The organism is Mameliella sp. AT18 (assembly GCF_028807275.1).
Classification (GTDB): Bacteria; Pseudomonadota; Alphaproteobacteria; order Rhodobacterales; family Rhodobacteraceae; genus Antarctobacter; species Antarctobacter albus.
The window spans coordinates 1-22,546 of the sequence record NZ_JARAMO010000007.1 but is presented as its reverse complement, the minus strand read 5'-3'; the positions used below and the strand labels follow the sequence as shown (position 1 = coordinate 22,546).

Below are 22,546 nucleotides of genomic sequence, written 5' to 3'. Positions count from 1 at the left end.
TATGGTCTTTGTCGCGGGGCATTTCGGGGAATGGCTGCAGGGGCGGCTGGGGCCTGACGGGCCGGTGGCCCTGGTGACGCTGGCCTGCCCGGACCGGGGGGTCCGGGTGACGCGGCACGGTGATGGGCCGTTGCGGGTTTCAGGCACGCCCGAGGTACTGGCGCCGGACATGGTGCAGGGCTTTCTGACGGCTCTTGGCGTGACACTTGAGGGGCAGGTCACGATCACACCCGATTTCCCGCCCGGGGGCGGCGCGGGCATGTCGACCGCCGCGCTTGTGGCGCTGGGCCGGCTTGCCGGGAAGGATGGCGCTGAAGTGGCGCGGGCCTGCCTGCAGATCGAGGGCGCGAGCGATCCGCTGATGTGGCCGGGGTGCGACGGCCTGCTCTGGGCCTCGCGACGCGCAGAGGTGCTGGACGCACTCGGCCCGGTGCCGCACTGCGAGATCCTTGGCGGGTTCCTTGGCGCGCCGGAACGGACGGACCCCAACGACATGCGGTTTCCCGACGTGGCTGACCTGGTCGCCGACTGGCCGGGGTCCGGATTGGCGGGCAAGGCCGCGCTGGCCAGCGAATCCGCCCGGCGCTGCACGGCGTTGCGCGGCCCTGCCGATGATCCGACCGAGTCCCTGGCAAGGGACCTGGGCGCGCTGGGCCATGCCCGTGCCCATACCGGCCCCGCCCGCGCCTTGATCTATGCCCCGGGCACCTTGCCGGACGAGGCCGAGGCGCAGATGCGGGCGGCGGGCTATGCCGGGGTCTTTCGCTTCATGACGGGAGAGCCGGAATGATCTTTGCACAGGTCATGCTGATCGGCCTGCTGCTGGACGTGGCACTGGGCTGGTCCTCGGCGCTGTTCCGGCGGCTGTCACACCCGGTGGTCTGGATCGGCTCGCTGATCTCGGCGCTTGAGGCACGGTTGAACAAAGGGGGGGCACGGCGGCGGTTTGCCACGGGCTTGCTAACCGTGATGTTGGTCCTGCTGGTCTCTGTCTGTCCTGCCGTTCTGGTGACGGTTGTGCTGGGCAAGGGCTGGGCGGCGGTCCTGGTGCTGGGCGTATTGGCCTGGCCGCTGATCGCGGTGCGCTCGATGTACGAACACGTCGCTGCCGTCCGCGATCCGCTTTTGGCCGGGGATCCGCCCGCCGCGCGCCATGCCCTGTCGATGATCGTGGGCCGTGACCCCAGTGCGCTTGACGATGCCGGGATCAGCCGCGCGGCCCTGGAAAGCCTGGCCGAGAATACGTCGGACGGCATCGTCGCGCCACTGTTCTGGGGCGTGGTGGCGGGACTGCCAGGTATCGTGGCCTACAAGGCGATCAACACGATGGATTCCATGATCGGCCATCGCAACGACCGATACGAGCATTTCGGAAAGGTGGCCGCACGTCTGGACGACCTGGTGAACCTTGTTCCGGCGCGTTTGACCTCGCTTGTTTTTGCATTGGCTGCCAATGGGTTTTGGAGGTCTCTTCGAGTTGTTTCTCAAGACGCCGCGCGCCACCGCTCGCCCAATGCGGGCTGGCCCGAGGCCGCCTTGGCGGGTGGGCTGGGCGTGCGTCTGTCCGGGCCGCGCATCTACGGTGACCGCGTTGCCCAGGAACCCTGGGTCAATGAAGGTGCCGCCGATCCGGAGGCGCGTGACATCGCCCGGGGCCTTGCGCTTTATGTCCGGGCGATGTTTCTCTGCGGCGCGGTCCTTACCGGGCTGGCGATACTCTAGGGGAAAAGATGCGCGATCACGGCGGCGATCTGGACCGGGCCAAGGCCCGCTTTGGCGATGGCGACTGGCTGGACCTGTCGACGGGGATCAATGCCGTGCCCTATCCGTTGCCAGAGCTGCCGGCCCGGGCATGGGCAGCTTTGCCCACGCGGGTAGAGCTCGCCGCCTTGGAGACTGTGGCGCGGACAACCTACCGGGCCGAAGAGGACACCGAATGCGTCGCGCTCGCCGGTGCGCAGGCCGCGATCCAGCTGGTGCCGCGTCTGGGCATCGGGGGCGAGGCCCGCGTCGTCGGTCCCACCTACAACGAACACGCAGGAGCGCTGACGGCGCAGGGCTGGACCGTGACCCAGGTCGGGGATGCGGATGGCCTGAAGGGCGCGCGGCTTGGGGTCGTGGTCAACCCGAACAACCCGGATGGGCGGTTCTGGACGCCGGAAGAGCTGATCGACCTGGCGCGGGACGTGGGCCTTCTCGTGGTCGACGAAAGCTTTGCCGACCCGGCGCCGGAATATTCGATCATTCCCTTTCTCGACAGTTTGCCCGAGGGTGTCCTGATCCTCGTCCTGCGATCCTTCGGCAAGTTCTACGGGCTGGCCGGTCTGCGGTTGGGCTTTGCGCTTGGTCCGTCCGCGTTGGTGGGCGAAATGCGACGGCTGGCCGGTCCCTGGGCGGTCAACGGGCCGGCAATCGCAACCGGATGCACTGCGCTGGCGGATACGGACTGGCAAGTGCAGACGATCGCGCGGCTGTCGCGTGACGCGGTGCGCATGGATGCGCTGGCCGAGGCGGCGGGCTGGTCCGCGGTGGGGGGCACGGTCTTGTTCCGGACTTACGAGACGGGCGATGCCCTGGCCGCGCAGGAGCGGTTGGCCGAGGCGCGGATCTGGACCCGCGTCTTCCCCTACTCGGCGGGCTGGCTGCGGTTGGGCCTGCCGGGGTCCGAACCCGATTGGGCACGTCTGGAGGGGGTGCTACAGGGCTGACGGCGCTCAGCGCGCAGCGGCAAGAATTCCCTCGACGTCCAGATGTGCCTCTAGGTGATCGGCGAGCGCCTCCAGCGTCTGTTCAACCGTCGCATCATACGAGGCGCTGGCCGCGACCCCGAAACCCTCCAGCCAGGCGGCGCGAAACCGGTCGTCGCGGAACATGCCGTGCAGGTAGCTGCCCATGACCCGGCCATCGGCGCTGATCGCACCTTCGGGATTGTCCCCGACAAAAGCGAAAGGGCGGGCGCGGTCCGGGCCGTCGCTGCGACCGATGTGGATTTCGTAGCCGTGGAACGTGGTGCCCGTGGCCGCATGGCGGGCGTTGACCTCTGTCAGGCTCTTGTCAGCGGTCATGACGGTGCCGATCTCCAGCAGGCCAAGGCCGGGATCGCGGCCCGCCGGCCCCTCGATGCCCTGCGGGTCATCGACCACCCGGCCAAGCATCTGATAGCCGCCACAGATCCCCAGCACGCGACCGCCACGGCGGTGATGCGCCATCAGGTCCACGTCCCAGCCTTGTTCACGAAGAAAGGCAAGGTCGCCGCGGGTGGACTTGCTGCCGGGCAGGATCACGAGGTCGGCGTCGCCAGGGATCGCCTCGCCGCGCCGGAGCATGGTCAGGCGCACGTCCGGTTCCTGGGCGAGCGGGTCGAGATCGTCGAAATTGGCCATGCGCGAGAGGCAGAGGCACACCACATGCAAGCCTTCGGCACGGGTTTGAGTACGGATGTCCAATGCATCCTCTGCCGGCAGGCGCCAGGCCTCGGGGAACCAGGGGGCAACGCCATAGCCGCGCCAGCCCGTGCGCTCTTCGATCAGCTTGTAACCCTCGTCAAAAAGACGAGGATCGCCGCGAAACTTATTGATAAGAAAACCGGAAATGCGGTTGGCGTCATCGGTCGGTAGGATTGCCTGGGTCCCAACGATCTGGGCGATCACACCGCCCCGGTCAATGTCTCCGGCGAGGATGACCGGCACGCCTGCGGCCTCGGCAAAGCCCATGTTGGCGATGTCGCCCTTGCGCAGGTTCACCTCTGCCGGGCTGCCTGCACCCTCGACGATCACCAGGTCATGCGCGGACCTGAGACGATTGAAGCTTTCGATAACGGAACCAAGAAGTTGCGGTTTCAACTTCGCGTAGTCCCGGGCCTTGGCGGTGGTCAGGCGCTTGCCCTGCACGACGACCTGGGCCCCCACATCCGTTTCCGGTTTCAGCAGCACCGGGTTCATGTCGGTGTGCAGCGGAAGGCCGCAGGCCAGCGCCTGAAGCGCCTGCGCCCGTCCGATTTCTCCGCCGTCAGAGGTCACGGCGGCATTGTTCGACATGTTCTGAGGTTTGAACGGTGCCACGGACAGCCCGCGCCGCCGCGCCGCACGGCACAGGCCCGCCACCAGCATGGACTTGCCCACGTTGGACCCGGTGCCCTGGATCATCACCGCGCGGCTCAAGGCGCGATCCCCAGCCGCTTGGGCAGGTCATTGCGGTTGCGCGGGTCGAAATGAAAGGTCTGCCAGCCGCGTCGGGCGGCGGAGGCCAGGTTCTGGCGGTTGTCGTCGATCAGAAGCAGGTCTTGCGGCATCAGCCCCGACCAGCGTTCGATCTGGCCGAAGAACCCCGGATCGGGCTTGGCCACGCCCATCGGGCCGGAGGCGAAGATCGCCTCAACATGTGCCGACAAGCCCATGACATCCATGATGTAATCCGCCCGTGGTGCCGGGTTGTTGGTACCGATCACGGCACGTCCGGGACTGCGTGCCAGCCAGTCGATCACCTGCGTATCGGGCCGGTCCTCGGCCCGCAACCAATGGTCCAGCAGGGTTTCGGCGCGGACATCCGTGTCCTGCGTCGCCAGCCAATCGGCCAGCGCCCGTTCCAGCGGCAGCGCGCCGCGCAACACCCGTGCCGCCTGTCCGGGCTGGTTCAGGAAGGCGCGAAAGGCGCGCGGTGACAGGCCCAGCGTCCTGTCCAGGTCTGCCACCCAACCGAAGGGGTCGCCCGGCGGTTCGGCGTTCAACACGCCGTCGAAGTCCCAGACGACAAGTTCGGCGCTCATTTGGGGTAGATCAGGGCAGTTGCGACATAGCCCGCGGGCAAAGGCACGGTCGGCGGTGTTTCCAACCCCTGCGCGACGTGATCCGGCAAGAGGTGCGTGTGCGGCCCTTCCGGAGATTCACCATCTGGCGGCGGGATCTCGGCATCGATTTCCAGCCGCAGGCAGGGCGTTTCGATTACGCGAACCGGGGCCGCGTCTCGCAGGGCGAGGCCGCTGCGCGACAGGTGATCCGGCCAGGCCGTGCCTTGGCTCCGGGCCAGCCGAGTGGCAAGCGCCTTGTCGCACCGCACGGTGAACCGCGCGGCGCGGCTGCCCAGCCCAAGATCAAAGCGCAGTCCGCCTGCGTCGCGGGGCAAAAGCGCGCGATCGTCCGGACCCAGCGCGGTCAAGGATCGGGCCGGATCGCGCAGGGCGCGGCCCAGGGGCACAGCCAGGGCGATCAGTGTCGGCGCCTCCGGGCGGTCGATCTCGAAGGCGGTGAGATAGCGCGCGGCCTCCAGCCGCAGCGCGGCATTTTCCAACCGCAGGATCAGCACGCCGTCGCCGATCTGCCCCGTGCATTCGGTTCCCGGCAGGCGCGACAGCTCGCCCGAGGCGCCCCAGATCCCCGCCACGAGGCGCGCGCCTTCCTCGCCGATGCGCCGCGCCGTTTCCGTCAACAGCGTATCCCCCTGCCAGGACAGCCGGCGCGTCTTCAGCCCCATGTTCGCGGCGCGGGCGGGCAAGGCGGCCCAGACGCCGGCGCGAAAATCGTCCGAGGCGCCGCCCCAGCAGGCGATCTCGTCCAGGCTGCGGGCGCATCCCGTGCACAGCTGCGATGCCTCGTCGATCACGCAGCGGGCGACGCAGGGGCTGGCCGGGGGCAGGCGGGTCATGCGGCTCATGGGCCTAGAACTCCACGCCTTTCTGCGCCTTCACGCCGTCGCGGAAGGGATGTTTGAGCAGCTCCATCTCGGTCACCAGGTCGGCGGCCTCGATCAACTCTGGCTTGGCGTTGCGACCTGTCAGGCAGACATGGGTCATGGCCGGTTTCTGGTGCAGCAGGAACTCGACCACCTCGTCGATGTCGATGTAATCATAGCGCAGGGCGATGTTGATCTCGTCCAACAGGACGAACTGGATCTCGGGGTCGAGGATCTGCTCCTTGGCGATCTTCCAGCCGTTCTGCGCAGCGGCAATGTCTCGCTCGCGGTCCTGGGTTTCCCAGGTAAACCCCTCACCGGACACGAAGAACCGGCATTCATCGGCAAAGCGTTCACGGAGAAAGGTCTTTTCGCCGGTGTCCCAGTTGCCCTTGATGAACTGGACCACCGCGCAGGGCATGCCATGCGCGATGCAGCGCATGATCATCCCGAACCCGGCCGAGCTCTTGCCCTTGCCCTTGCCGGTGTGGACCATGATCAGACCTTTTTCCTCGGTCTTGGTCTTCATCATCTCGTCGCGGGCGGCCTTGATGCGGCGCATCTTTTCGTTGTGGCGGGTTGTGATCTCGTCCATTGCGCGCTCCGTTGATCGATTCAGGCAGGAATTGCATCCGTGTCGCGCCCCGTCAACGTGCTTCGCGATTGACATGTCCGCCCGTCTGTCGCACCACCGCCCACACGATGGTTCCCCGGAGCACCCGGGGAGGACAACAGGGAACGCGGTGAAACCCCGCGGCTGCCCCCGCAACTGTAAGCGGTGAGCGCCCTCGCAACGTGCCACTGGCCAGACCGGCCGGGAAGGCGCGGGGGTGCCGCGACCCGCGAGCCAGGAGACCTGCCATCCCAGGTGCAACTTTAATCCCGGGCGGGGTGCCCCGGAGGAGGTCGGGAATGGATCACGATACGCAACAGGGGGCGGGCCATGCGCCGGTCGAACTGCTGGTCTGCGTCAAGTGTCGGCGCGGCGAAGAGGTGCCAGAGGGCGGTCAACGCCCGGGCCAGCGCCTGCACGATGCGCTGGCGGCGCGCGAGATGCCCGAGGGGGTCACGCTGACGCCGGTGGAATGCCTGCAGAACTGCGACTACGGCTGTTCCGTCGCCATGCGCGGCGGGGCGGAACGCTGGACCTACGTCTACGGAAACCTTCACGAAGCGTCGCATCCGGACCTGCTGACCGAGGGTGTCGCGCTCTATCATGCGGCCCGTGACGGGGTGATCCCCTGGCGCGCGCGGCCCGAACATTTCAAACGCAATTGCATCGCGCGCATCCCGCCCGAACAGGCCAAAGCGCCGGAAAAGGACAAGACATGACCGATCTCGCCAAGCTTCCCGTCACCGTCATCACCGGCTTCCTCGGCTCGGGCAAGACGACGCTGATCACCCACCTGATGCAGAACCCCGGCGGCAAGCGGCTGGCCGTGGTGGTCAATGAATTCGGCGACGTGGGTGTCGATGGCGAGATCCTCAAGGGCTGTGCCATCCCCGATTGCCCGGCGGAAAACATCATGGAACTCGCCAACGGCTGCATCTGCTGCACCGTGGCCGATGATTTCATCCCGACGATCGAGGCGCTGATGGCGCTGGACCCGCGCCCGGAGCATATCCTGATCGAGACCTCGGGCCTGGCGCTGCCGAAACCGTTGCTCAAGGCCTTTGACTGGCCCGATATTCGGTCGAAGATCACCGTAGATGGCGTGATTGCCCTGGCCGATGCCGAGGCGGTGGCCTCGGGGCGGTTCGCGCCAGACGTGGCCAAGGTGGATGCGCAGCGGCTGGCGGACGATTCGCTGGATCACGAGACGCCGCTGTCGGAGGTCTTCGAGGACCAGATTTCCTGCGCTGACATTATCCTGCTGACCAAGCCGGATCTGGCGGGTCCCGAGGGCGTGGCGAAGGCCAAGGAGATCATCGCCGCCGAGGCGCCGCGTCCGCTGCCGGTGATCGAGGTGGCCGAGGGCGCCGTCGACCCGCGCGTGATCCTGGGGCTGGAAGCGGCGGCAGAAGACGACATGGACGCCCGTCCCAGCCACCATGACGACCACGATGACCACGAGCACGACGATTTCGAATCCATTGTCGTGGACATTCCCGAGGTGTCCGCCCCCGCCGACCTGGTGGCGCGGATCGAGGACCTGGCCAAGAGCCAGAACATCCTGCGGGTCAAGGGCTATGCCAGCGTTGCCGGCAAGCCGATGCGCCTGCTGGTGCAGGCGGTGGGCGCACGGGTGCGGCACCAGTACGACCGTCCGTGGCAAGCGGACGAGGCCCGCCAGGGCCGGCTTGTCGTGATCGCCGAACATGACGACATCCACCCCGAGGCGATCCGCGCCGTGCTGGGCGTGGCCACGGAGGCGGCAGAGTAGGGCGGGGGTCTCCCCGCCGCGCCGGAGCGGTGCCATGCACGTCATCTTTCGCGAAAGCCACGGCCTCGAAGAGAGCGAGACCCCGACCGACCTGGCGCAAAGCCCGGCGGACCTGGTGGTGCTGTCCTTCTCGGATTCCGACCTCGGCGCCTTTGCCGCGGGATGGGAGCGCGGCGGCGGGCGCGAGGGGCGGATGCCCTCCCTGCGTCTGGCGAATATCGCGGCGCTGAAGCATCCGCTGTCGGTCGATACCTATGTCGAACAGACGCTTGAGGGCGCCAAGGGCATCCTGATCCGCCTGATCGGCGGCGTGCCCTATTGGTCCTACGGCATCCAGCAGATCGCTGCCCTGGCGCAGTCGAAGGGGATCGCCTTGGCGGTTTTGCCCGGTGACGGGCGGGTCGATACGCGGCTGGACGAGGTTTCGACCCTGCCGGTCTCCACCCTGCGGCGGTTGGCCCATCTCTGCGACGCGGGCGGCGCGGTGGCGGCCCAGGCGGCGCTGGCGCAGATGGCGCTGGCGGCGGGGCTTTATGCCGGGCCGGTGCGCGGCGCCAAGGGGCTGCCCCAGGTGGGCGCCTGGCTGCCGGAGCATGGGGTCTGTTGCCCGGTCCTGGCCGCTGTGCGGGATGGCGAGGGCAGAGGGGGGCCGTCTGCCCCCCGCTTGCCGGTGGCAAGCCCCCCCGAGGGTATTTTCGCCAAGAAGAAATCGCGCCCGCTGGTCTGCCTTGTCTTCTATCGCTCCTACCTCGTCTCGGCGGATATGGCGCCGATGGAGGCGCTGTGCGCGGCCTTGCGGGAACGCGGATTTGACGTGATGGGCCTGTTTGCGCCGTCCTTGAAGGCGCCGGGCGCCTCGGGTTGGCTGGCGCGGCAGGTGGCGCATCTGGCCCCCGTCGCCATCGTCAATGCCACCGCCTTTTCCGGGCGCGGGACCGAGGGGGCCTCGCCGCTGGATGCGGGCGATGTGCCCGTTTTCCAGGTTGCTCTGGCCACCTCCTCGCGTACGGCCTGGGCCGAGGCGGAGCGTGGGTTGTCGCCAGCCGACCTTGCGATGCACGTGGTGTTGCCGGAGGTTGACGGGCGGTTGTTCGCCGGGGTGGCCTCGTTCAAGGAGCCGCAGGGGCGCGACCCTGACCTGCAATTCGCCCGGATGGTTCATGCGCCCGATGCGACCCGCGTCTGCGCGGTGGCCGACAGGGTGGCGCGTTGGCACGGGTTGGCGTCGTCCCCGGCGGCGGCACGGCGCCTAGCGCTGGTGCTCTCGACCTATCCGGGGCGGGACTGGAACCTCGCCCATGCGGTTGGGCTGGATGCCATCGCCTCGGCGGAGGCAATCCTGAAGGACCTCGCGGATGCCGGGCATGGGGTCGCTCAGGGGCTGGACGCCGATGACCTGCGGGCGGCGCGCATGACATGGCCGCTGGAGGACTACCGGGCGGCTTTGGCGCGTCTTCCCAGGGTGTTGCAGGACGATCTTTTCGCCGCATGGGGCGCGCCGGAGGCGGATCCGGATTTTGCGGAGGGCGGGTTTGCCTTTCGCGTTCTGGACCGGGGGAAGGCGCTGGTGGCGCTGCAGCCGGAACGCGGCACGCCCGAGACACGCGATGACGACTACCACGACCTGTCCCGCGTGCCGCGCCATGCCTATGTTGCCTTTTACCTGTGGTTGCAGGGGCAGGCAGATGCGCTGATCCACATCGGGGCGCATGGCACGTTGGAATGGCTGCCGGGCAAGGCGGTTGCGCTGTCCGGGGCTTGCTGGCCCGAGGCGCTGACCGGCGGGCTGCCGGTGATCTATCCCTTCATCGTCAACGACCCTGGTGAGGCGGCGCAGGCAAAGCGCCGCATCGGCGCGGTGACGCTGGGCCATGTGCCGCCACCCTTGCGAGAGGCCGCGGTTCCGGAACGGCTGGCCCGGCTTGAATCCCTACTGGACGAGTTTTCCAATGCCGACGGGCTGGACCCGAAGCGGCGCGACCGGCTGATGCAGGACATCCGGGCAGAGGCGCAGGCGGTTGGTGTGGAAGGCGACCTTGGCCTCGAGATCGGCGCCAGCACCGCCGAGGCGATCACCCGGATCGACCGGTTCGTCTGCGACGTCAAGGAAAGCCAGTTCGGCGACGGGCTGCATGTCTGGGGTCGGGCGCCCGTGGCGGGCGGCGGGTTCGATGCGGCGGAATCCGCTGCGGCCGAACGGCGGGCGCTGATCGACGCGCTGGATGGCAAGCGGATCGCTTCTGGTCCGTCGGGGTCACCTTACCGGGGGCGGACCGATGTGCTGCCGACCGGGCGCAACCTGTTTACCACCGATCCACGCTCGGTTCCGACACGCAGTGCCTATGCGCAGGGCGTCAAGCTGGGCGAGGAACTGGTGCGGCGGCATCTGCAGGACGAGGGCGACTGGCCGCGCGGGCTGATCGTCGATCTCTGGGGATCGGCCACCATGCGCACGGCGGGCGAGGAATTTGCGATGGCGCTGCACCTGCTGGGCGTGCGGCCGGTCTGGGACCAGGGCAGCGAGCGGGTGAGCGGGGTCGAGATCATCCCTATTGCCGAGCTGGAGCGGCCCCGGATCGACGTCACGCTGCGGGTGTCCGGCCTGTTCCGCGATGTCTTTCCGACGCTTTCGGTGTTGTTTGGCCAGGCGGTCAAGGCGCTCTCCGAACGGGACGAGGCGCGCGACTGGAACCCCTTTGTCGGGCGGGCCGGGGCGCGGGTCTTTGGGCCGGCGCCGGGGTCCTTCGGGCTCGGGATCGGGGCGCAGATTGGGGACTATTCGGACGGGTCGCGGCAGGCCGCGGGCGAGGCCTGGCTTGCGGCCTCGGCCTGGGCCTACGACCGGGGGGAGGGCGAAAGGGATGCCGAGGGCCTGCGGGACCGGGTGCGCGCGGCAGAGGCATTTGTCCACTTGCAGGATCTGCCGGAAACCGACCTTCTGCTGGCCGAGGATTACGCCAGCCACGAGGCGGGCTTTGCCGCGGCGCAGGGTGTGACCGGGGGCAAGGCCGCGCTGTATCACATGGACAACACCGACCCCTCGCGGCCCCGCGCACGCGGTCTGACCGAAGAGATCGCCCGGGTGGTGCAGGCGCGGGCGGCGAACCCGGCCTGGCTGGCGGGGATGCAACGCCACGGGTTCCGGGGGGCGGCGGAGATCGCGGCGACGCTGGAGAACATGGCCGCCTTCGCGCAACTGGCGGACGTCGTGCCGGGGCATCTCTTTGACCTCTATTACGACGCGACGCTGGGCGACGATGCGGTGACGGCGTTCCTGCAGGACGCCAACCCCGAGGCACTGGCGGCCATGCGGGCGCGGTTTGCAGCCCTGCACGCGGCGGGACTCTGGCAAACGCGGCGCAACTCGATCCTCGCGGCGCTGGAGGCAGCGGAATGAGCGCCCCCGAGATCAAGGGCTGGTGCCCGGGTGCCTGGCGCCCGATGCGCTCTGGCGACGGGCTGGTGGTGCGGGTGCGCCCGCATCTTGCGCGACTGGACGCCGATCAGGCGCGGGGGCTGGCGGATGTGGCCGAGGCCCTTGGCAGCGGCGTGGTCGAGGTGACGTCCCGGGCCAACCTGCAACTGCGCGGGGTCACGGAGGGGGGCTTTCCGCAGGTGATCGACCGGCTGGATGCGCTGGGCCTCTTGCCCGGCGATGCCGAGAGCGAGGCGCGCCGCAACGTGATCCTCGATCCCTTTGACGATGGCCGGGCCGAACGCATGGCCGAGGCGTTGTACCTTGGGCTGGAGGCGGCGCGCTTTGCGGCTCTGCCGGGGAAGTTCGGCTTCGTGGTCGATCCGGGGCCGCTGCGCCGATTGGACGGGATCAGCGGGGACATCCGGATCGAAGCGGCGAAGGACGGGTTGATTGTCCGCGCCGATGGCTGCGCCACGGGGCGTCTTGTGACCGAAGCGCAGGCGGCGCCGCTGGCGCTGGACCTGGCGGCATGGTTCCTCGACAGCGGTGGCGTCGGGGCGGACGGGCGCGGGCGTATGGCGCGGCACGTTGCGGCGGGTGCGGATCTGCCAGACCTTCTGAGTGGTGATGCCATCCCGAATGACCCCGTCCCGGCCTCCGCGCCGGGACCTCTGGCCTCTGGATTTTGCGTGGCCGCCCCCTTTGGCCTTTTCACCGCAAAGGCCCTGCGGCACCTGGCAGGCCACGCCGGCCAACTCTGTGTGACGCCCTTCCGGATGCTCTACCTGCCCGGTGTCTCGGCACTGGACGCCCACGAGGACCTCGTCACAGACCCGCGCGACCCGATCCGCCGGATCGAGGCCTGCACCGGCGCACCCGGCTGCCCGCAGGCCAGCGTCGCCACCCGCGACCTGGCCCGCGCCCTTGCCCCGCATGTGCCCGATGGCCAGCGCTGGCATGTCTCGGGCTGCGCCAAGGGCTGTGCCTTTCCGCGCTCTGCCGACCGTACCCTGGTGGGGCGCGACGGCGCATTCGATCTTGTCATGCCGGGGGCGCCGTGGGATGAGCCGCACCGCCGCGGGCTGACCCCTTCGGACATCAACGAACTCAGCAGGCCCTGAACTCTATGCCTTATACATACGAAAAAGACGGCGCGGCCATCTACAAGGAGAGCTTTGCCACCATCCGTGCCGAGGCAGAGCTGGACCGCTTTGCCCGCGACGAGGAGCAGGTGGTCGTGCGCATGATCCACGCCGCCGGACTGGTGGGGCTGGAACGCGACGTGAAGGTCTCGCCCGGCATGGTCTCTGCGGCGCGGACGGCGCTGGAGGCGGGCGCGCCGATCTTTTGCGATGCCTTCATGGTGTCCGAGGGGGTGACGCGCAAACGCCTGCCTGCGGGCAATGACGTGATCTGCACCCTGCGCGAGCCTGAGGTGCCGCAACTGGCGGCGCAACTGGGCACGACGCGCTCGGCGGCGGCGCTGGAACTGTGGCGGCCCCGGCTGGAAGGGGCGCTGGTGGCCATCGGCAATGCGCCCACGGCGCTGTTTCACCTGCTGGAAATGCTCGAGGACCCGGAGTGCCCGCGCCCGGCGGCGATCATCGGCTGCCCGGTGGGTTTTGTCGGCGCGCGCGAAAGCAAGGATGCTTTGTGGGAGGCACAGCCGGTGCCCTCGCTGATCGTCGAGGGACGGCTGGGCGGCAGCGCCATCACCGTCGCGGCCATCAACGCCATCGCGAGCCGCGCGGAATGAGGGGCGGGACGGTTTTCGGCGTCGGGCTGGGCCCCGGCGACCCCGAGCTGATGAGCGTGCGCGCCGATCGTCTGGTCCGCAATGCGCGGCACGTGGCCTTTTTCCGCAAGGCGGGTCGGTCGGGCCGCGCACGCGGAATCGTCGACGGAATGCTGCGAGAGGATGCGGTGGAATTCGCGATGGAATACCCGGTCACGACCGAGATTCCGCTGTCCGACCCGCGCTACAACCAGATCCTCGCGGCCTTCTACGCCGATTGCGTCGCGCATCTGAAGGCGCTGGTGGCGGCGGGTGAGGACGTGGTGGTGCTCTGTGAAGGAGACCCCTTCTTCTACGGCTCTTTCATGCATCTCTATACCCGGCTCAAGGACGACGTGCCGGTGCATGTGGTGCCCGCGATCACCGGCATGTCGGCGGCCTGGACGGCGACCGGCGCGCCGGTCACCTGGGGCGATGACATCCTGTCCGTGCTGATGGGGACGCTGCCCCTGGCGGAACTGACGCGCGGGGCGCTGGATGCGGATGCGCTGGTGGTGATGAAGATCGGGCGCAACCTGCCCAAGATCCGCGAGGCGTTGCAGGCAGCGGGCAAGATGGACCGCGCCTGGCTGGTGGAATACGCCAGCATGGAGGGCCAGACCGTCATGCCGCTGGCCGAGGCATCGGATCGCGTGTCGCCCTATTTCTCGATCGTCATCGTGCACGGGCAGGGGCGGCGGCCATGAGCGGATGGATAGTGATTGCCGGGCTTGGCCCGGGGGACGAAGCGTTGGTGACCCCCGAAGTGTCGGCGGCCGTGCAGGAGGCGACCGATATCGTCGGCTATATTCCCTACGTGCGCCGCATCGCGCCGCGCGACGGGCTGCGCCTGCACGAAAGCGACAACCGCGTGGAACTGGACCGCTCGCGCCATGCACTGGAAATGGCGGCAGAGGGGCGACGGGTGGTCGTGGTGTCCTCTGGCGATCCGGGCGTCTTCGCGATGGCATCGGCGGTGTTCGAGGCGGTGGAGGCCGGACCCGACGCCTGGCGCGCGCTGGAGATCCGCGTGCTGCCCGGCATCACCGCGATGCTTGCGGCGGCGGCCAAGGCGGGCGCGCCCTTGGGCCATGATTTCTGCGCCATCAACCTTAGCGACAACCTCAAACCCTGGACGTTGATCGAGAAACGCCTGCGGCTGGCGGCAGAGGCGGATTTTGCGATGGGGTTTTACAATCCCCGATCCAAGTCCCGTCCCGAGGGCTTTGGCCGTGCCTTGGACGTGTTGCGCGAAGCCTGCGAACCGGAGCGGGTGATCATATTTGCCCGTGCCGTGTCGACGCCCGAGGAAGAGCTGCGGGTGGTCCGCCTGAGCGATGCCACGCCCGAAATGGCCGACATGCGCACCGTCGTCCTTGTCGGCTCGTCCCTGACACGGGTGATCGAGCGGGACGGCGCGCCTTGGGTCTACACTCCCAGGTTCGTCCCGGCATGAGCCAACCAGTCGAGCACTTCTGTCGGCGTCGCGACCTCGTGCCTGTCCGGCAGGGCGGGGCGGTCGATCATCACGACGGGGATGTTCAAGGCGCGCGCGGCGTCGAGCTTGGCCGAGGCGCCGCTGCCGCCCGCGTTCTTGGATACCACCAGGTCAATTCCGTGTTCCTGCATCAGCGCGCGGTCGCCATCGGGGGTGAACGGCCCACGATCCACGATGACATGGTATTCGGCAAAGGGCGGCGAGGTTTTCGGCGGATCGACCAGCCGCAGCAGGTAGAAATGCTGCGGGTTGGGGGCAAACTCGTCCAGGTGCATCCGCCCCACGGCCAGCATGACGCGGCGCGGCGTCGTGTCCAGCGCGGCGACCGCCCCGGCAATGTCCGGCACGTGGCGCCAGCGGTCGCCGGCCTGCGGCTGCCAGGCGGGCCGGGTCAGGGCCAGCATGGGGATACCCGCCTGTTGGGCCGCGTGCACCGCGTTGGCGCTCATCTGCGCGGCAAAGGGGTGGGTGGCGTCGACCAGGTGCGTGATGCCGGTGTCACGGATGTACCTTGCAAGCCCCTCGACTCCGCCGAACCCGCCGACGCGCTGCGGCAAGGGCTGGCGGCGCGGGCGGTCGACCCGTCCGGCAAAGCTGACGGTACCCCGAAGCCCGCGCTCCGCCATCAGGTTGGCCAGCGCCGTGGCCTCTGTCGTGCCGCCCAGGATCAGGAGGTTCGGGGTCATGTCTGAGGGCGCTCCCTGGCTGGTGATCATCGGTCTGGGCGAAGATGGACCGGAGGGGCTGTCCCCTGCAAGCCGTGCCGCGCTGGAGCGGGCTGAAATCGTCATGGGGCCACCGCGTCACCTGGCCTTGCTGCCGGACATGGGCGCGGAACGTGTGGAATGGCCGGTGCCTTTTGCCGATGGGCTGGATCTGTTGGAAGGGTACAGGGGCCGTCAGGTGGCGGTGCTGGCCTCGGGGGATCCCTTCTGGTTCGGCGCGGGCAGCGTGATCGCGCGGCGGTTCGAGCCCGGGGAGTGGCAGGCCTTGCCGGGGGTGTCCTGTTTCTCGCTTGCGGCGGCGCGGCTGGGCTGGGCCATGGACAAGGTGCTGTGCCTCGGGCACCACGCGGCGCCCTTGACGCGGTTGCGACCCTCCCTGGCCCCGGGCGTGCGGATGATCCTCACCCTGCGCGATGGCGACGCCGTGGCGGACCTGGGCGGATACCTTGCCGGGCTTGGATTCGGCGCCTCGCGGCTTTGGGTGATGGAGGCGCTGGGAGGTCCGCGGGAACGCGTGACCGAGATGCTGGCAGGTGCGGCGTCCGGGGTGTTCTCGCACCCCGTTGTCGTGGCGGTCGAGATCGCGGGCGAAGGGGCCGTGCTGCCCTGTACCTCGGGCATCGACGACGGTTTTTTCGACAGCGACGGCGTGATGACCAAGCGCCCGGTGCGGGCGCTGACCCTGTCGGCCTTGGCGCCCAAACCGGGGGAACGGCTTTGGGACATCGGCGGAGGCTCTGGCAGCATCGGGATCGAGTGGCTGCTGAGCCATCCGACGACCCAGGCCGTCGCCATCGAGCCGCGCGCGGACCGGATTGCGCTGATCCGCGCCAATGCGGCAGCGCTGGGCGTGGACCGCTTGCAGGTGGCCGAGGGCCGCGCGCCGGAGGCCCTGGCGGGGTTGGACGCGCCGGACGTGGTCTTTGTCGGCGGGGGATTGAGCGGGGACCTGCTGGACTGGCTGTTTTCGCACCTGTCCGCCGGAACGCGATTGGTGGCCAACGCGGTGACGCTGGAAAGCGAGGCGCAGTTGATCGCGGCCCATGCGGCGCGGGGCGGCGACCTGTTGCGGATCGAACTGGCGCAGGCGGCGGCACTTGGCCCGCGCCGGGGATGGAAAGCCTCCTACCCGGTGGTGCAATGGAGCGTGACGTTGTGATCGTCGCGGGGTTCGGATTTCGTGGCGCGGTCTCGGTGCAGGGCCTGGCCGATGCATTGGGCGGGGCAGGATCGGGGCAGACGGTCTCGGCGCTTGCCACCGCTGCGGACAAGGCGGAAACGCCAGTATTCATGGCCTTCGCACGCCAGATGGGGCTGCCGGTGATCGGGATTGACGCCGCCACGCTCTCGGCGCAGGAGGTGAGAACGCAATCGGTGGCCAGCACGGCGGCGCGCCAGACCGGCAGCCTTGCCGAGGCGGCGGCACTGGCGGCGGCGGGGCCGGGGGCGCGGCTGATCGTGACACGGGTCGTGTCAGAGGACCGAATGGCGACCTGCGCACTGGCAGAAGGAGAGGGCGCATGACAGTTCATTTCATCGGGGCAGGACCGGGGGCAGCGGACCTTTTGACCCTGCGCGGGCGCGACCTGATCGCCGCCTGTCCGGTCTGTCTTTACGCGGGGTCTTTGGTGCCCGAGGCGGTGCTGGCGCATTGCCCGCCGGATGCGAAGATCGTGAACACGGCGCCGATGGATCTTGACGGCATCGTCGCGGAAATCGCCGCGGCCCATGCCGAGGGCAAGCACGTGGCGCGGCTGCACTCCGGGGATCTCTCGGTCTGGTCGGCGATGGGTGAACAGTTGCGGCGGCTGGACGCCCTGGGCATTCCCTATGACGTGACTCCGGGCGTGCCTTCTTTCTCGGCGGCGGCAGCAGCCCTGGCGGTGGAGCTGACGGTGCCGGAACTGGCGCAATCGGTTGTCTTGACGCGCACGCAGGGCCGCGCCTCGCCCATGCCCGAGGGCGAGAGCCTCGCGAATTTCGCCCGCACGGGTGCGACGCTGGCGCTGCACCTGTCGGTGGGGCAACTGGAAAAGGTTCAGGCCGACCTGCTGCCCGGCTATGGCGCCGATTGTCCCGTGGCCGTGGTCTATCGCGCCAGCTGGCCCGACCAGCGGGTGATCCGCTGCACGCTGGGCACGCTGACAGAGGCGGTGGACGACGGGATCTCGCGCACGGCGCTGATCCTTGTAGGCGCAGCGCTGGGCGAGGGGCCGCGTGCGGAAAGCCGGCTCTATGCGGCGGATTATGACAGGCGCTACCGGCCGCAGAGCGCCGATAGCCCCTGGGCGGAGTGGCAACATGGCGATGACTGATCTTCCCCCCGGCCTGATGATCTCGGCCCCCGCCTCGGGCACCGGCAAGACCACCGTCATGCTGGGACTGCTGCGGGCCTTGCGCGACGAGGGGCTGTCTGTGCAGCCCTTCAAGTCCGGCCCCGATTACATCGACCCGGCCTTTCACCTCGCGGCCAGCGGGCGGGCGTCGTTCAACCTGGATACCTGGGCGATGGACGGTGGCTTGCTGGATGCGGTCGCGGCGCAGGCGGGTGGCGCGGATATCTGCATCGGCGAAGGGTCGATGGGGCTTTATGACGGTGTGGCGACGCGCGGGCAGTCGGGCTTCGGCTCTTCGGCGGAGACGGCGCGGCGCATGGGCTGGCCCGTCGTGTTGGTCGTCGATGTGGGTGGACAGGCGCAATCGGCGGCGGCCACGGCGATGGGATTCCGTGATTACATGCCCGACCTGCCCTTTGCGGGGGTGATCCTGAACCGCTGCGCCTCGCCCCGGCATGAACGGCTGACGCGGCTGGGCATGGAGAAGGCGGGAATCAAGGTCCTGGGCGTGCTGCCCCGGCGCGGTGACCTGACCCTGCCGGAACGCCACCTGGGCCTGATCCAGGCGGTCGAGCATCCCGACCTTGAGGCGGCGATCGCGGGCTATGCCGATTTCCTGCGTGATCACGTGGACCTTGCCGCGATCCGGGCGGTGGCGGATGGGCGGTCGGACGCCCCGGCCACCGGGCTGCGCCCGGCAGCGGCCCGCCCGCCAGCCGCATCCGACCTGCCGCGCCCCCCGGCGCAGCGGATCGCGCTGGCCCGGGACGCGGCGTTTTCCTTTACCTATCCGCATTTGCTGGAAGGCTGGCGCGCGGCAGGAGCCGAGATCCTGCCGTTTTCGCCCCTCGCGGACGAGGCGCCCGATGACAGCGCCGACATGGTCTGGTTGCCCGGCGGCTACCCCGAATTGCACGCCGGGCGGCTGGCCGCGGCGGAGCGTTTCCGAGCGGGATTGCGGAGTTTTGCCGAGACGCGGCCCGTGCATGGCGAATGCGGTGGATACATGGCGCTTGGCGCAGCATTGGTGGACAAGGAGGGTGTTTCGCACCGGATGGCGGGCCTTTTGGGGCTGGTCACCTCGTATGAAAAGCGCAAGTTCCACCTGGGGTATCGCCGCGCGGTGCTGGAGGCGGAGATGACGGGCTTTGCGCCTGGGACAGCCCTGCGCGGGCATGAATTCCATTATTCCACCATCCTGGACCAACCCGACGCGCCGCTGGCGGCGGTCGCGGATGCGGATGGCAACCCGGTGCCAGAGACCGGCTCTCGCAAGGGGCATGTCACCGGCACCTTCTTTCACCTGATCACGGCGGAGGTTCCGGCATGAGCGGTTTCGTCAGTTTCGTGGGCAGCGGTCCGGGCGATCCCGAGCTTCTGACGCTCAAGGCCGTGGACCGGCTGAGGCGCGCCGATGCGGTGCTCTTCGATGACCTGTCCTCTGGGCCGATCCTGACCCATGTGCGCCCAGGTGCTGACCTGATCGGCGTGGGTAAACGGGCCGGGCGGCCCTCGCCCAAGCAGAACCATGTCAGCCAGTTGCTGGTGGAGTACGCGCAGGAGGGCGGGCGGATTGTCCGTTTGAAATCAGGGGATTCCGGGCTGTTCGGGCGGCTTGAGGAAGAACAGGTGGCGCTGCGCGCGGCGGGCATCGACTATGAGATCATTCCCGGCATTCCCTCTGCCGTGGCGGCGGCGGCGGCCTGTGGCATTCCCCTGACCCGGCGGCTGACGGCGCGGCGGGTGCAATTCGTCACCGGGCATGATGCCAGCGGCGCGTTGCCCCCGGACCTGGACCTCAAGGCGCTGGCCGATCCCGGCGCCATGACGGTGGTCTTCATGGGCAAGCGGACCTTTCCGAAACTGGCAGAAGCATTGATTTCCAATGGCTTGCCAGGGACGACCCCGGCCATCCTGGCCGAGGCGGTCTGTACCTCCGAACAGAGCCTGCACAGGGACACGGTTGCGGGTCTGTCGGCGCGACTGGCGGGCGAGATCGGGACCAAGCCGGCGCTGATCCTGTACGGGCCGATGGCCGAATTGGGGGTGGGGTTTGACTGAGCTCTGGCTGGTCGGGATCGGGACAGGCAACCCGGACCATCTGACCTTGCAGGGCCAGCGCGCATTGCGCGAGGCCGCGACGGTGCTGATCCCGAGAAAGGGCGCCGCCAAGGAGGACCTGGCCGAGGTGCGCCACGAGATATTGCGGCGCGCGGGCGCGGTGGCACAGGTTGTGCCCTTTGACATGCCGGTTCGGGATGAGAACCTGCCCTACCAGGAGCGGGTGGCGCGCTGGCACGACGCCATTGCCGACCGCTGGATCGCGGCGCTGGACGGCGCGCCCGAAGGGCCCGTGGCGCTGCTGGTCTGGGGCGATCCGGGGTTGTACGACAGCACGTTGCGGATTGCGGAACGGCTGAGCGGCGAGGTGAAAGTCAAGGTTTTCCCGGGGGTTACGGCGCTTCAGGCGCTGACGGCCGCCCATGCGATCCCGTTCAACACGGTCAATGGCGCGGTCATGGTCACGACCGGACGACGTCTGCGCGATCACGGCTGGCCCGCGGGGGCAGAGACCGTGGTGGTCATGCTGGATGGCGAGTGTTCCTTTCAACAGATTGATCCAAAAGGGATTTCGATCTGGTGGGGCGGCTTTCTGGGGATGCCGGAACAGGTGCTGGAGGCCGGTCCTCTGGCGGAAACATCCGCCCGGATCGTGGCCACGCGAGCCGAGGCGCGGGCGCGGCACGGCTGGATCATGGACACCTACCTGATGCGGAAAGACGAGCGGGGCTGAGGCCCCGGATCTTGTACGTTTTGTACAAAACGTACGTCGAAATCAGCATTTTGTACAAAGCGGCAAGGGATCGTTAACCCATTGCCGTGACCGTCGCGGACCGCGCCGGGAAATCCGGACTCGGTTGCCGGGAAAGTCCTGTTAGACTGCAGGCGGATTTTCCCCTGCCGAAGGACGTTCGTCCGTGTCTATTGCCCGCCTTGCCGCTGCTGTTTCGTTCATCGCATTTGCCGGCGCGGCCCCGGCGCAGGACCTGATGCTGTTCCCGCCCGAGACCTTCGGACAGGTGGTGGCACCGCGCGACGAGTCGATGCTGGACGTCCAGCTTGAGGCGCAGGTGGGGTCCTACAACAACGAGTTCGTGTCCAGCTATGGCGACAGGTCGATCTTTGCGCGCACGGGCCGCGCGGTGGGGATGTTGCAGATCCTGACCAATGTCGGCCATGCGCCCTGCACCGCCTTTCTTGTCGAGGGCAACAAGCTGGTGACCAATCACCATTGCGTGCCGGGTATCCTGAAACATCCCGGGATGGTCGAGAAGGGCGCAACCAGTATCGCGGCGGTGCAGTTCCACGCCGGTTTCCTGCGCGACGGGATCGAGGCGGGGGTCAAGAGCTTTCACGTCAACCCGGTGCCGCTGGAGACCAGCGAGGCGCTGGACTACACGGTGCTGCAGGTGCTGGGCGATGCCAATGCCGAGTTCGGCGCGCTGGAGCTTTCGGCGGCGGTTCCCAATGACCGCGATCCCTTTTGGGTGATCGGGCACCCGATGGGCGAGGCGCAACGCATCAGCCGCGAGAAATGCCAGGCGGACAGTCCGGCCCTGGCCGGGCAGAGGCTGCGGCACACCTGCGATACGCTGCCGGGGAATTCAGGTTCTCCGGTGATCGACGCAGGGTCGCAGAAGGTGATCGGGCTGCATCACGCGGGCAGCCGGGCCGGAAAGGTGAATTTCGCGGTGCCGATGGCGGAGATCCTGGCGCAGTCGAAGGTGTTGAAGGCGGTCGCCAAGGCGCCGCCAGCCAAGGCGGACGCCGAAAGGGACGCGGAACGGGCGTTGGAAGCGGCGCTGGCCGAGCTGGAGAAGCTGCGCGCGGAAAAGGCGGAACAAGCCGTTGCGGTGCAGGCGAAACCGGTTGAGCCCGTCGACCCGGCGCCGGTTGCAGAGCCGGTGGACGCGCGCGACATCCTGCGCCAGACGCAATCGCATCTGAACAGGCTGGGCTGTGATGCGGGCACGCCGGACGGGATCACGGGGCCACGGACCCGCGAGGCATTCCGCCGGTTTCTTGTCGCGACGGATGTTGCGCTCGAGGCTGGCGATCTTGGGACGGCGCAGGCGCTGGAGGCCATCAGGGCGCGGTCGGGCACCGTCTGCAAACAGGTGGTCGCGGCCCCTGCACCGGAGGCGGACACGCCTCGGGAACCGGGGCAGTCCGCGCCTCCTGCACCGGTTTATTCGATGGTCGGGACATGGAGCTGGTCAGCAACCTGTCCGCTGGGTGTGGCCTCCGGGACCACCACCTATCGGTCGGCGGGGGGCAATGCCTTTACCGGGACGATCAGCGGCACGTCTGGCAGCGGGACCACGCGGGGGACTCTGAACGGGCGCAGCTACTCGGCCACGGAGACCTTTGGTTGGGTCACCAATACCGCCAGTGGCACCTTGTCCAAGGATGGCCGGTCACTGAGTATCAGCGTTTCGAATGGCTGCCGCGTCACGGTCCGCAAGAATTAGCGCGGCGGGATGGGCCGTGCCTAGACCGGCACCAGCCGCCCCTCCCGCAACTCCAGCGCGCAGGGCGCAATTCTCTCCCGGAACGCCGGGTCGTGTGACACCAGCAGGATCGGCAGCGGCAGGGCGTCGATGATCTCGGTCAGGCGGGCCTGGTTTTCCGGGTCGAGCGCATTGGTCGGCTCGTCCAGCAGCAGCACCTCGGGCGACATGGC

The 22,546-nt window shown here is 68.4% G+C and carries 23 protein-coding genes and 1 riboswitch; of the genes, 17 read left to right on the top strand and 6 right to left on the bottom strand.

Annotated features, from left to right (window positions below; translation table 11 throughout):
- Position 1: 1 nt before the first annotated feature.
- Genes PVW46_RS00680 through cobD form a run of 3 tightly spaced genes read left to right on the top strand, consistent with a single transcriptional unit; the run spans position 2 to position 2,708 of the window.
- Entirely contained in the window at positions 2-790 is a 789-nt protein-coding gene (locus PVW46_RS00680; RefSeq protein ID WP_069209550.1) for a hypothetical protein, read from the top strand.
- The gene (cbiB, locus tag PVW46_RS00675) at positions 787-1,722 is read left to right on the top strand and encodes an adenosylcobinamide-phosphate synthase CbiB (RefSeq protein ID WP_069209551.1); all 936 of its coding nucleotides are present in this window, start codon (positions 787-789) and stop codon (positions 1,720-1,722) included. The genes PVW46_RS00680 and cbiB overlap by 4 nt, the downstream gene beginning before the upstream one ends.
- Positions 1,723-1,730: 8 nt before the next feature.
- Positions 1,731-2,708 (top strand): threonine-phosphate decarboxylase CobD, encoded by a 978-nt coding sequence (gene cobD, locus PVW46_RS00670; RefSeq protein WP_069209552.1) that lies wholly within the window; start codon positions 1,731-1,733, stop codon positions 2,706-2,708.
- 6 nt (positions 2,709-2,714) lie between these two features.
- Here cobD and PVW46_RS00665 read toward each other — a convergent pair whose 3' ends face one another.
- The 4 genes from PVW46_RS00665 to cobO are packed head-to-tail and all read right to left on the bottom strand — an operon-like array spanning position 2,715 to position 6,262.
- Complete coding sequence (locus tag PVW46_RS00665) at positions 2,715-4,160, bottom strand: cobyric acid synthase (RefSeq protein WP_274573804.1); 1,446 nt, start codon at positions 4,158-4,160, stop codon at positions 2,715-2,717.
- Positions 4,157-4,765 carry an HAD family hydrolase gene (locus PVW46_RS00660; RefSeq protein ID WP_069209553.1) on the bottom strand — a complete coding sequence of 203 codons (609 nt, stop codon included), beginning with the start codon at positions 4,763-4,765 and terminating at the stop codon, positions 4,157-4,159. The genes PVW46_RS00665 and PVW46_RS00660 overlap by 4 nt, the downstream gene beginning before the upstream one ends.
- Positions 4,762-5,649: a DUF1289 domain-containing protein gene (locus PVW46_RS28645; protein ID WP_069209554.1), complete on the bottom strand. Its 888-nt coding sequence runs from the start codon at positions 5,647-5,649 to the stop codon at positions 4,762-4,764. The genes PVW46_RS00660 and PVW46_RS28645 overlap by 4 nt, the downstream gene beginning before the upstream one ends.
- Before the next feature lie 4 nt (positions 5,650-5,653).
- Entirely contained in the window at positions 5,654-6,262 is a 609-nt protein-coding gene (cobO, locus tag PVW46_RS00650; protein WP_043146488.1) for a cob(I)yrinic acid a,c-diamide adenosyltransferase, read from the bottom strand.
- Positions 6,263-6,353: 91 nt separating this feature from the next.
- A riboswitch (cobalamin riboswitch) is annotated at positions 6,354-6,545 on the top strand.
- A gap of 34 nt (positions 6,546-6,579) precedes the next feature.
- On the opposite strand from cobO, the gene PVW46_RS00645 reads away from it, so the two are divergent.
- Genes PVW46_RS00645 through cobJ form a run of 7 tightly spaced genes read left to right on the top strand, consistent with a single transcriptional unit; the run spans position 6,580 to position 14,699 of the window.
- On the top strand, positions 6,580-6,999 hold the full coding sequence (locus tag PVW46_RS00645; RefSeq protein ID WP_069209555.1) for a DUF1636 family protein: 420 nt from the start codon (positions 6,580-6,582) through the stop codon (positions 6,997-6,999).
- The gene (cobW, locus tag PVW46_RS00640; protein WP_069209556.1) at positions 6,996-8,051 is read left to right on the top strand and encodes a cobalamin biosynthesis protein CobW; all 1,056 of its coding nucleotides are present in this window, start codon (positions 6,996-6,998) and stop codon (positions 8,049-8,051) included. Before PVW46_RS00645 ends, cobW begins: the two co-directional genes overlap by 4 nt.
- 34 nt (positions 8,052-8,085) lie before the next feature.
- Positions 8,086-11,448, top strand: coding sequence for a cobaltochelatase subunit CobN (gene cobN, locus PVW46_RS00635; protein WP_069209557.1), 3,363 nt, complete (start codon positions 8,086-8,088; stop codon positions 11,446-11,448).
- Positions 11,445-12,590 carry a ferredoxin-like domain-containing protein gene (locus PVW46_RS00630; RefSeq protein ID WP_069209558.1) on the top strand — a complete coding sequence of 382 codons (1,146 nt, stop codon included), beginning with the start codon at positions 11,445-11,447 and terminating at the stop codon, positions 12,588-12,590. Before cobN ends, PVW46_RS00630 begins: the two co-directional genes overlap by 4 nt.
- A gap of 5 nt (positions 12,591-12,595) precedes the next feature.
- Entirely contained in the window at positions 12,596-13,225 is a 630-nt protein-coding gene (locus tag PVW46_RS00625) for a precorrin-8X methylmutase (protein ID WP_069209559.1), read from the top strand.
- Positions 13,222-13,950: a precorrin-2 C(20)-methyltransferase gene (locus tag PVW46_RS00620; RefSeq protein ID WP_069209560.1), complete on the top strand. Its 729-nt coding sequence runs from the start codon at positions 13,222-13,224 to the stop codon at positions 13,948-13,950. The genes PVW46_RS00625 and PVW46_RS00620 overlap by 4 nt, the downstream gene beginning before the upstream one ends.
- Positions 13,947-14,699 carry a precorrin-3B C(17)-methyltransferase gene (gene cobJ / locus PVW46_RS00615; RefSeq protein ID WP_069209561.1) on the top strand — a complete coding sequence of 251 codons (753 nt, stop codon included), beginning with the start codon at positions 13,947-13,949 and terminating at the stop codon, positions 14,697-14,699. The genes PVW46_RS00620 and cobJ overlap by 4 nt, the downstream gene beginning before the upstream one ends.
- On the opposite strand, the gene PVW46_RS00610 is transcribed toward cobJ, so the two are convergent.
- Positions 14,672-15,427, bottom strand: a complete 756-nt coding sequence (locus PVW46_RS00610) for a cobalt-precorrin-6A reductase (RefSeq protein WP_069209562.1) — start codon at positions 15,425-15,427, stop codon at positions 14,672-14,674. The genes cobJ and PVW46_RS00610 overlap by 28 nt on opposite strands.
- Between PVW46_RS00610 and PVW46_RS00605 the strand changes: the two genes are divergently transcribed.
- The 7 genes from PVW46_RS00605 (at position 15,426) to PVW46_RS00575 (ending at position 22,334) form a co-directional block, all read left to right on the top strand.
- Complete coding sequence (locus PVW46_RS00605; protein ID WP_069209563.1) at positions 15,426-16,625, top strand: bifunctional cobalt-precorrin-7 (C(5))-methyltransferase/cobalt-precorrin-6B (C(15))-methyltransferase; 1,200 nt, start codon at positions 15,426-15,428, stop codon at positions 16,623-16,625. The two genes, PVW46_RS00610 and PVW46_RS00605, sit on opposite strands and share 2 nt — an antisense overlap.
- Positions 16,622-16,990, top strand: a complete 369-nt coding sequence (locus tag PVW46_RS00600) for a cobalamin biosynthesis protein (protein ID WP_069209564.1) — start codon at positions 16,622-16,624, stop codon at positions 16,988-16,990. Before PVW46_RS00605 ends, PVW46_RS00600 begins: the two co-directional genes overlap by 4 nt.
- A complete protein-coding gene (gene cobM, locus PVW46_RS00595) occupies positions 16,987-17,781 on the top strand; it encodes a precorrin-4 C(11)-methyltransferase (RefSeq protein WP_069209565.1) in 795 nt (264 codons plus the stop codon). Before PVW46_RS00600 ends, cobM begins: the two co-directional genes overlap by 4 nt.
- Positions 17,774-19,132 carry a cobyrinic acid a,c-diamide synthase CobB gene (locus PVW46_RS00590; protein ID WP_069209614.1) on the top strand — a complete coding sequence of 453 codons (1,359 nt, stop codon included), beginning with the start codon at positions 17,774-17,776 and terminating at the stop codon, positions 19,130-19,132. Before cobM ends, PVW46_RS00590 begins: the two co-directional genes overlap by 8 nt.
- Positions 19,129-19,863, top strand: coding sequence for a uroporphyrinogen-III C-methyltransferase (gene cobA, locus PVW46_RS00585; protein ID WP_069209566.1), 735 nt, complete (start codon positions 19,129-19,131; stop codon positions 19,861-19,863). Before PVW46_RS00590 ends, cobA begins: the two co-directional genes overlap by 4 nt.
- Positions 19,856-20,596, top strand: coding sequence for a precorrin-6A synthase (deacetylating) (cobF, locus tag PVW46_RS00580; RefSeq protein ID WP_069209567.1), 741 nt, complete (start codon positions 19,856-19,858; stop codon positions 20,594-20,596). Before cobA ends, cobF begins: the two co-directional genes overlap by 8 nt.
- 184 nt (positions 20,597-20,780) lie before the next feature.
- Entirely contained in the window at positions 20,781-22,334 is a 1,554-nt protein-coding gene (locus PVW46_RS00575; protein ID WP_069209568.1) for a trypsin-like peptidase domain-containing protein, read from the top strand.
- A gap of 20 nt (positions 22,335-22,354) precedes the next feature.
- Here the strand turns inward: PVW46_RS00575 and PVW46_RS00570 are convergent.
- Positions 22,355-22,546 (bottom strand): AAA family ATPase (locus PVW46_RS00570; protein ID WP_443137027.1); only part of this gene is annotated, 192 nt, incomplete at its 5' end.

Coding starts and splice junctions, on each gene's coding strand:
- PVW46_RS00680 (WP_069209550.1), top strand. CDS start 2: ATGGTCTTTGTCGCGGGGCATTTCGGGGAATGGCTGCAGGGGCGGCTG.
- cbiB (WP_069209551.1), top strand. CDS start 787: ATGATCTTTGCACAGGTCATGCTGATCGGCCTGCTGCTGGACGTGGCA.
- cobD (WP_069209552.1), top strand. CDS start 1,731: ATGCGCGATCACGGCGGCGATCTGGACCGGGCCAAGGCCCGCTTTGGC.
- PVW46_RS00660 (WP_069209553.1), bottom strand. CDS start 4,765: ATGAGCGCCGAACTTGTCGTCTGGGACTTCGACGGCGTGTTGAACGCC.
- PVW46_RS28645 (WP_069209554.1), bottom strand. CDS start 5,649: ATGAGCCGCATGACCCGCCTGCCCCCGGCCAGCCCCTGCGTCGCCCGC.
- cobO (WP_043146488.1), bottom strand. CDS start 6,262: ATGGACGAGATCACAACCCGCCACAACGAAAAGATGCGCCGCATCAAG.
- PVW46_RS00645 (WP_069209555.1), top strand. CDS start 6,580: ATGGATCACGATACGCAACAGGGGGCGGGCCATGCGCCGGTCGAACTG.
- cobW (WP_069209556.1), top strand. CDS start 6,996: ATGACCGATCTCGCCAAGCTTCCCGTCACCGTCATCACCGGCTTCCTC.
- cobN (WP_069209557.1), top strand. CDS start 8,086: ATGCACGTCATCTTTCGCGAAAGCCACGGCCTCGAAGAGAGCGAGACC.
- PVW46_RS00630 (WP_069209558.1), top strand. CDS start 11,445: ATGAGCGCCCCCGAGATCAAGGGCTGGTGCCCGGGTGCCTGGCGCCCG.
- PVW46_RS00625 (WP_069209559.1), top strand. CDS start 12,596: ATGCCTTATACATACGAAAAAGACGGCGCGGCCATCTACAAGGAGAGC.
- PVW46_RS00620 (WP_069209560.1), top strand. CDS start 13,222: ATGAGGGGCGGGACGGTTTTCGGCGTCGGGCTGGGCCCCGGCGACCCC.
- cobJ (WP_069209561.1), top strand. CDS start 13,947: ATGAGCGGATGGATAGTGATTGCCGGGCTTGGCCCGGGGGACGAAGCG.
- PVW46_RS00605 (WP_069209563.1), top strand. CDS start 15,426: ATGTCTGAGGGCGCTCCCTGGCTGGTGATCATCGGTCTGGGCGAAGAT.
- PVW46_RS00610 (WP_069209562.1), bottom strand. CDS start 15,427: ATGACCCCGAACCTCCTGATCCTGGGCGGCACGACAGAGGCCACGGCG.
- cobM (WP_069209565.1), top strand. CDS start 16,987: ATGACAGTTCATTTCATCGGGGCAGGACCGGGGGCAGCGGACCTTTTG.
- PVW46_RS00590 (WP_069209614.1), top strand. CDS start 17,774: ATGACTGATCTTCCCCCCGGCCTGATGATCTCGGCCCCCGCCTCGGGC.
- cobA (WP_069209566.1), top strand. CDS start 19,129: ATGAGCGGTTTCGTCAGTTTCGTGGGCAGCGGTCCGGGCGATCCCGAG.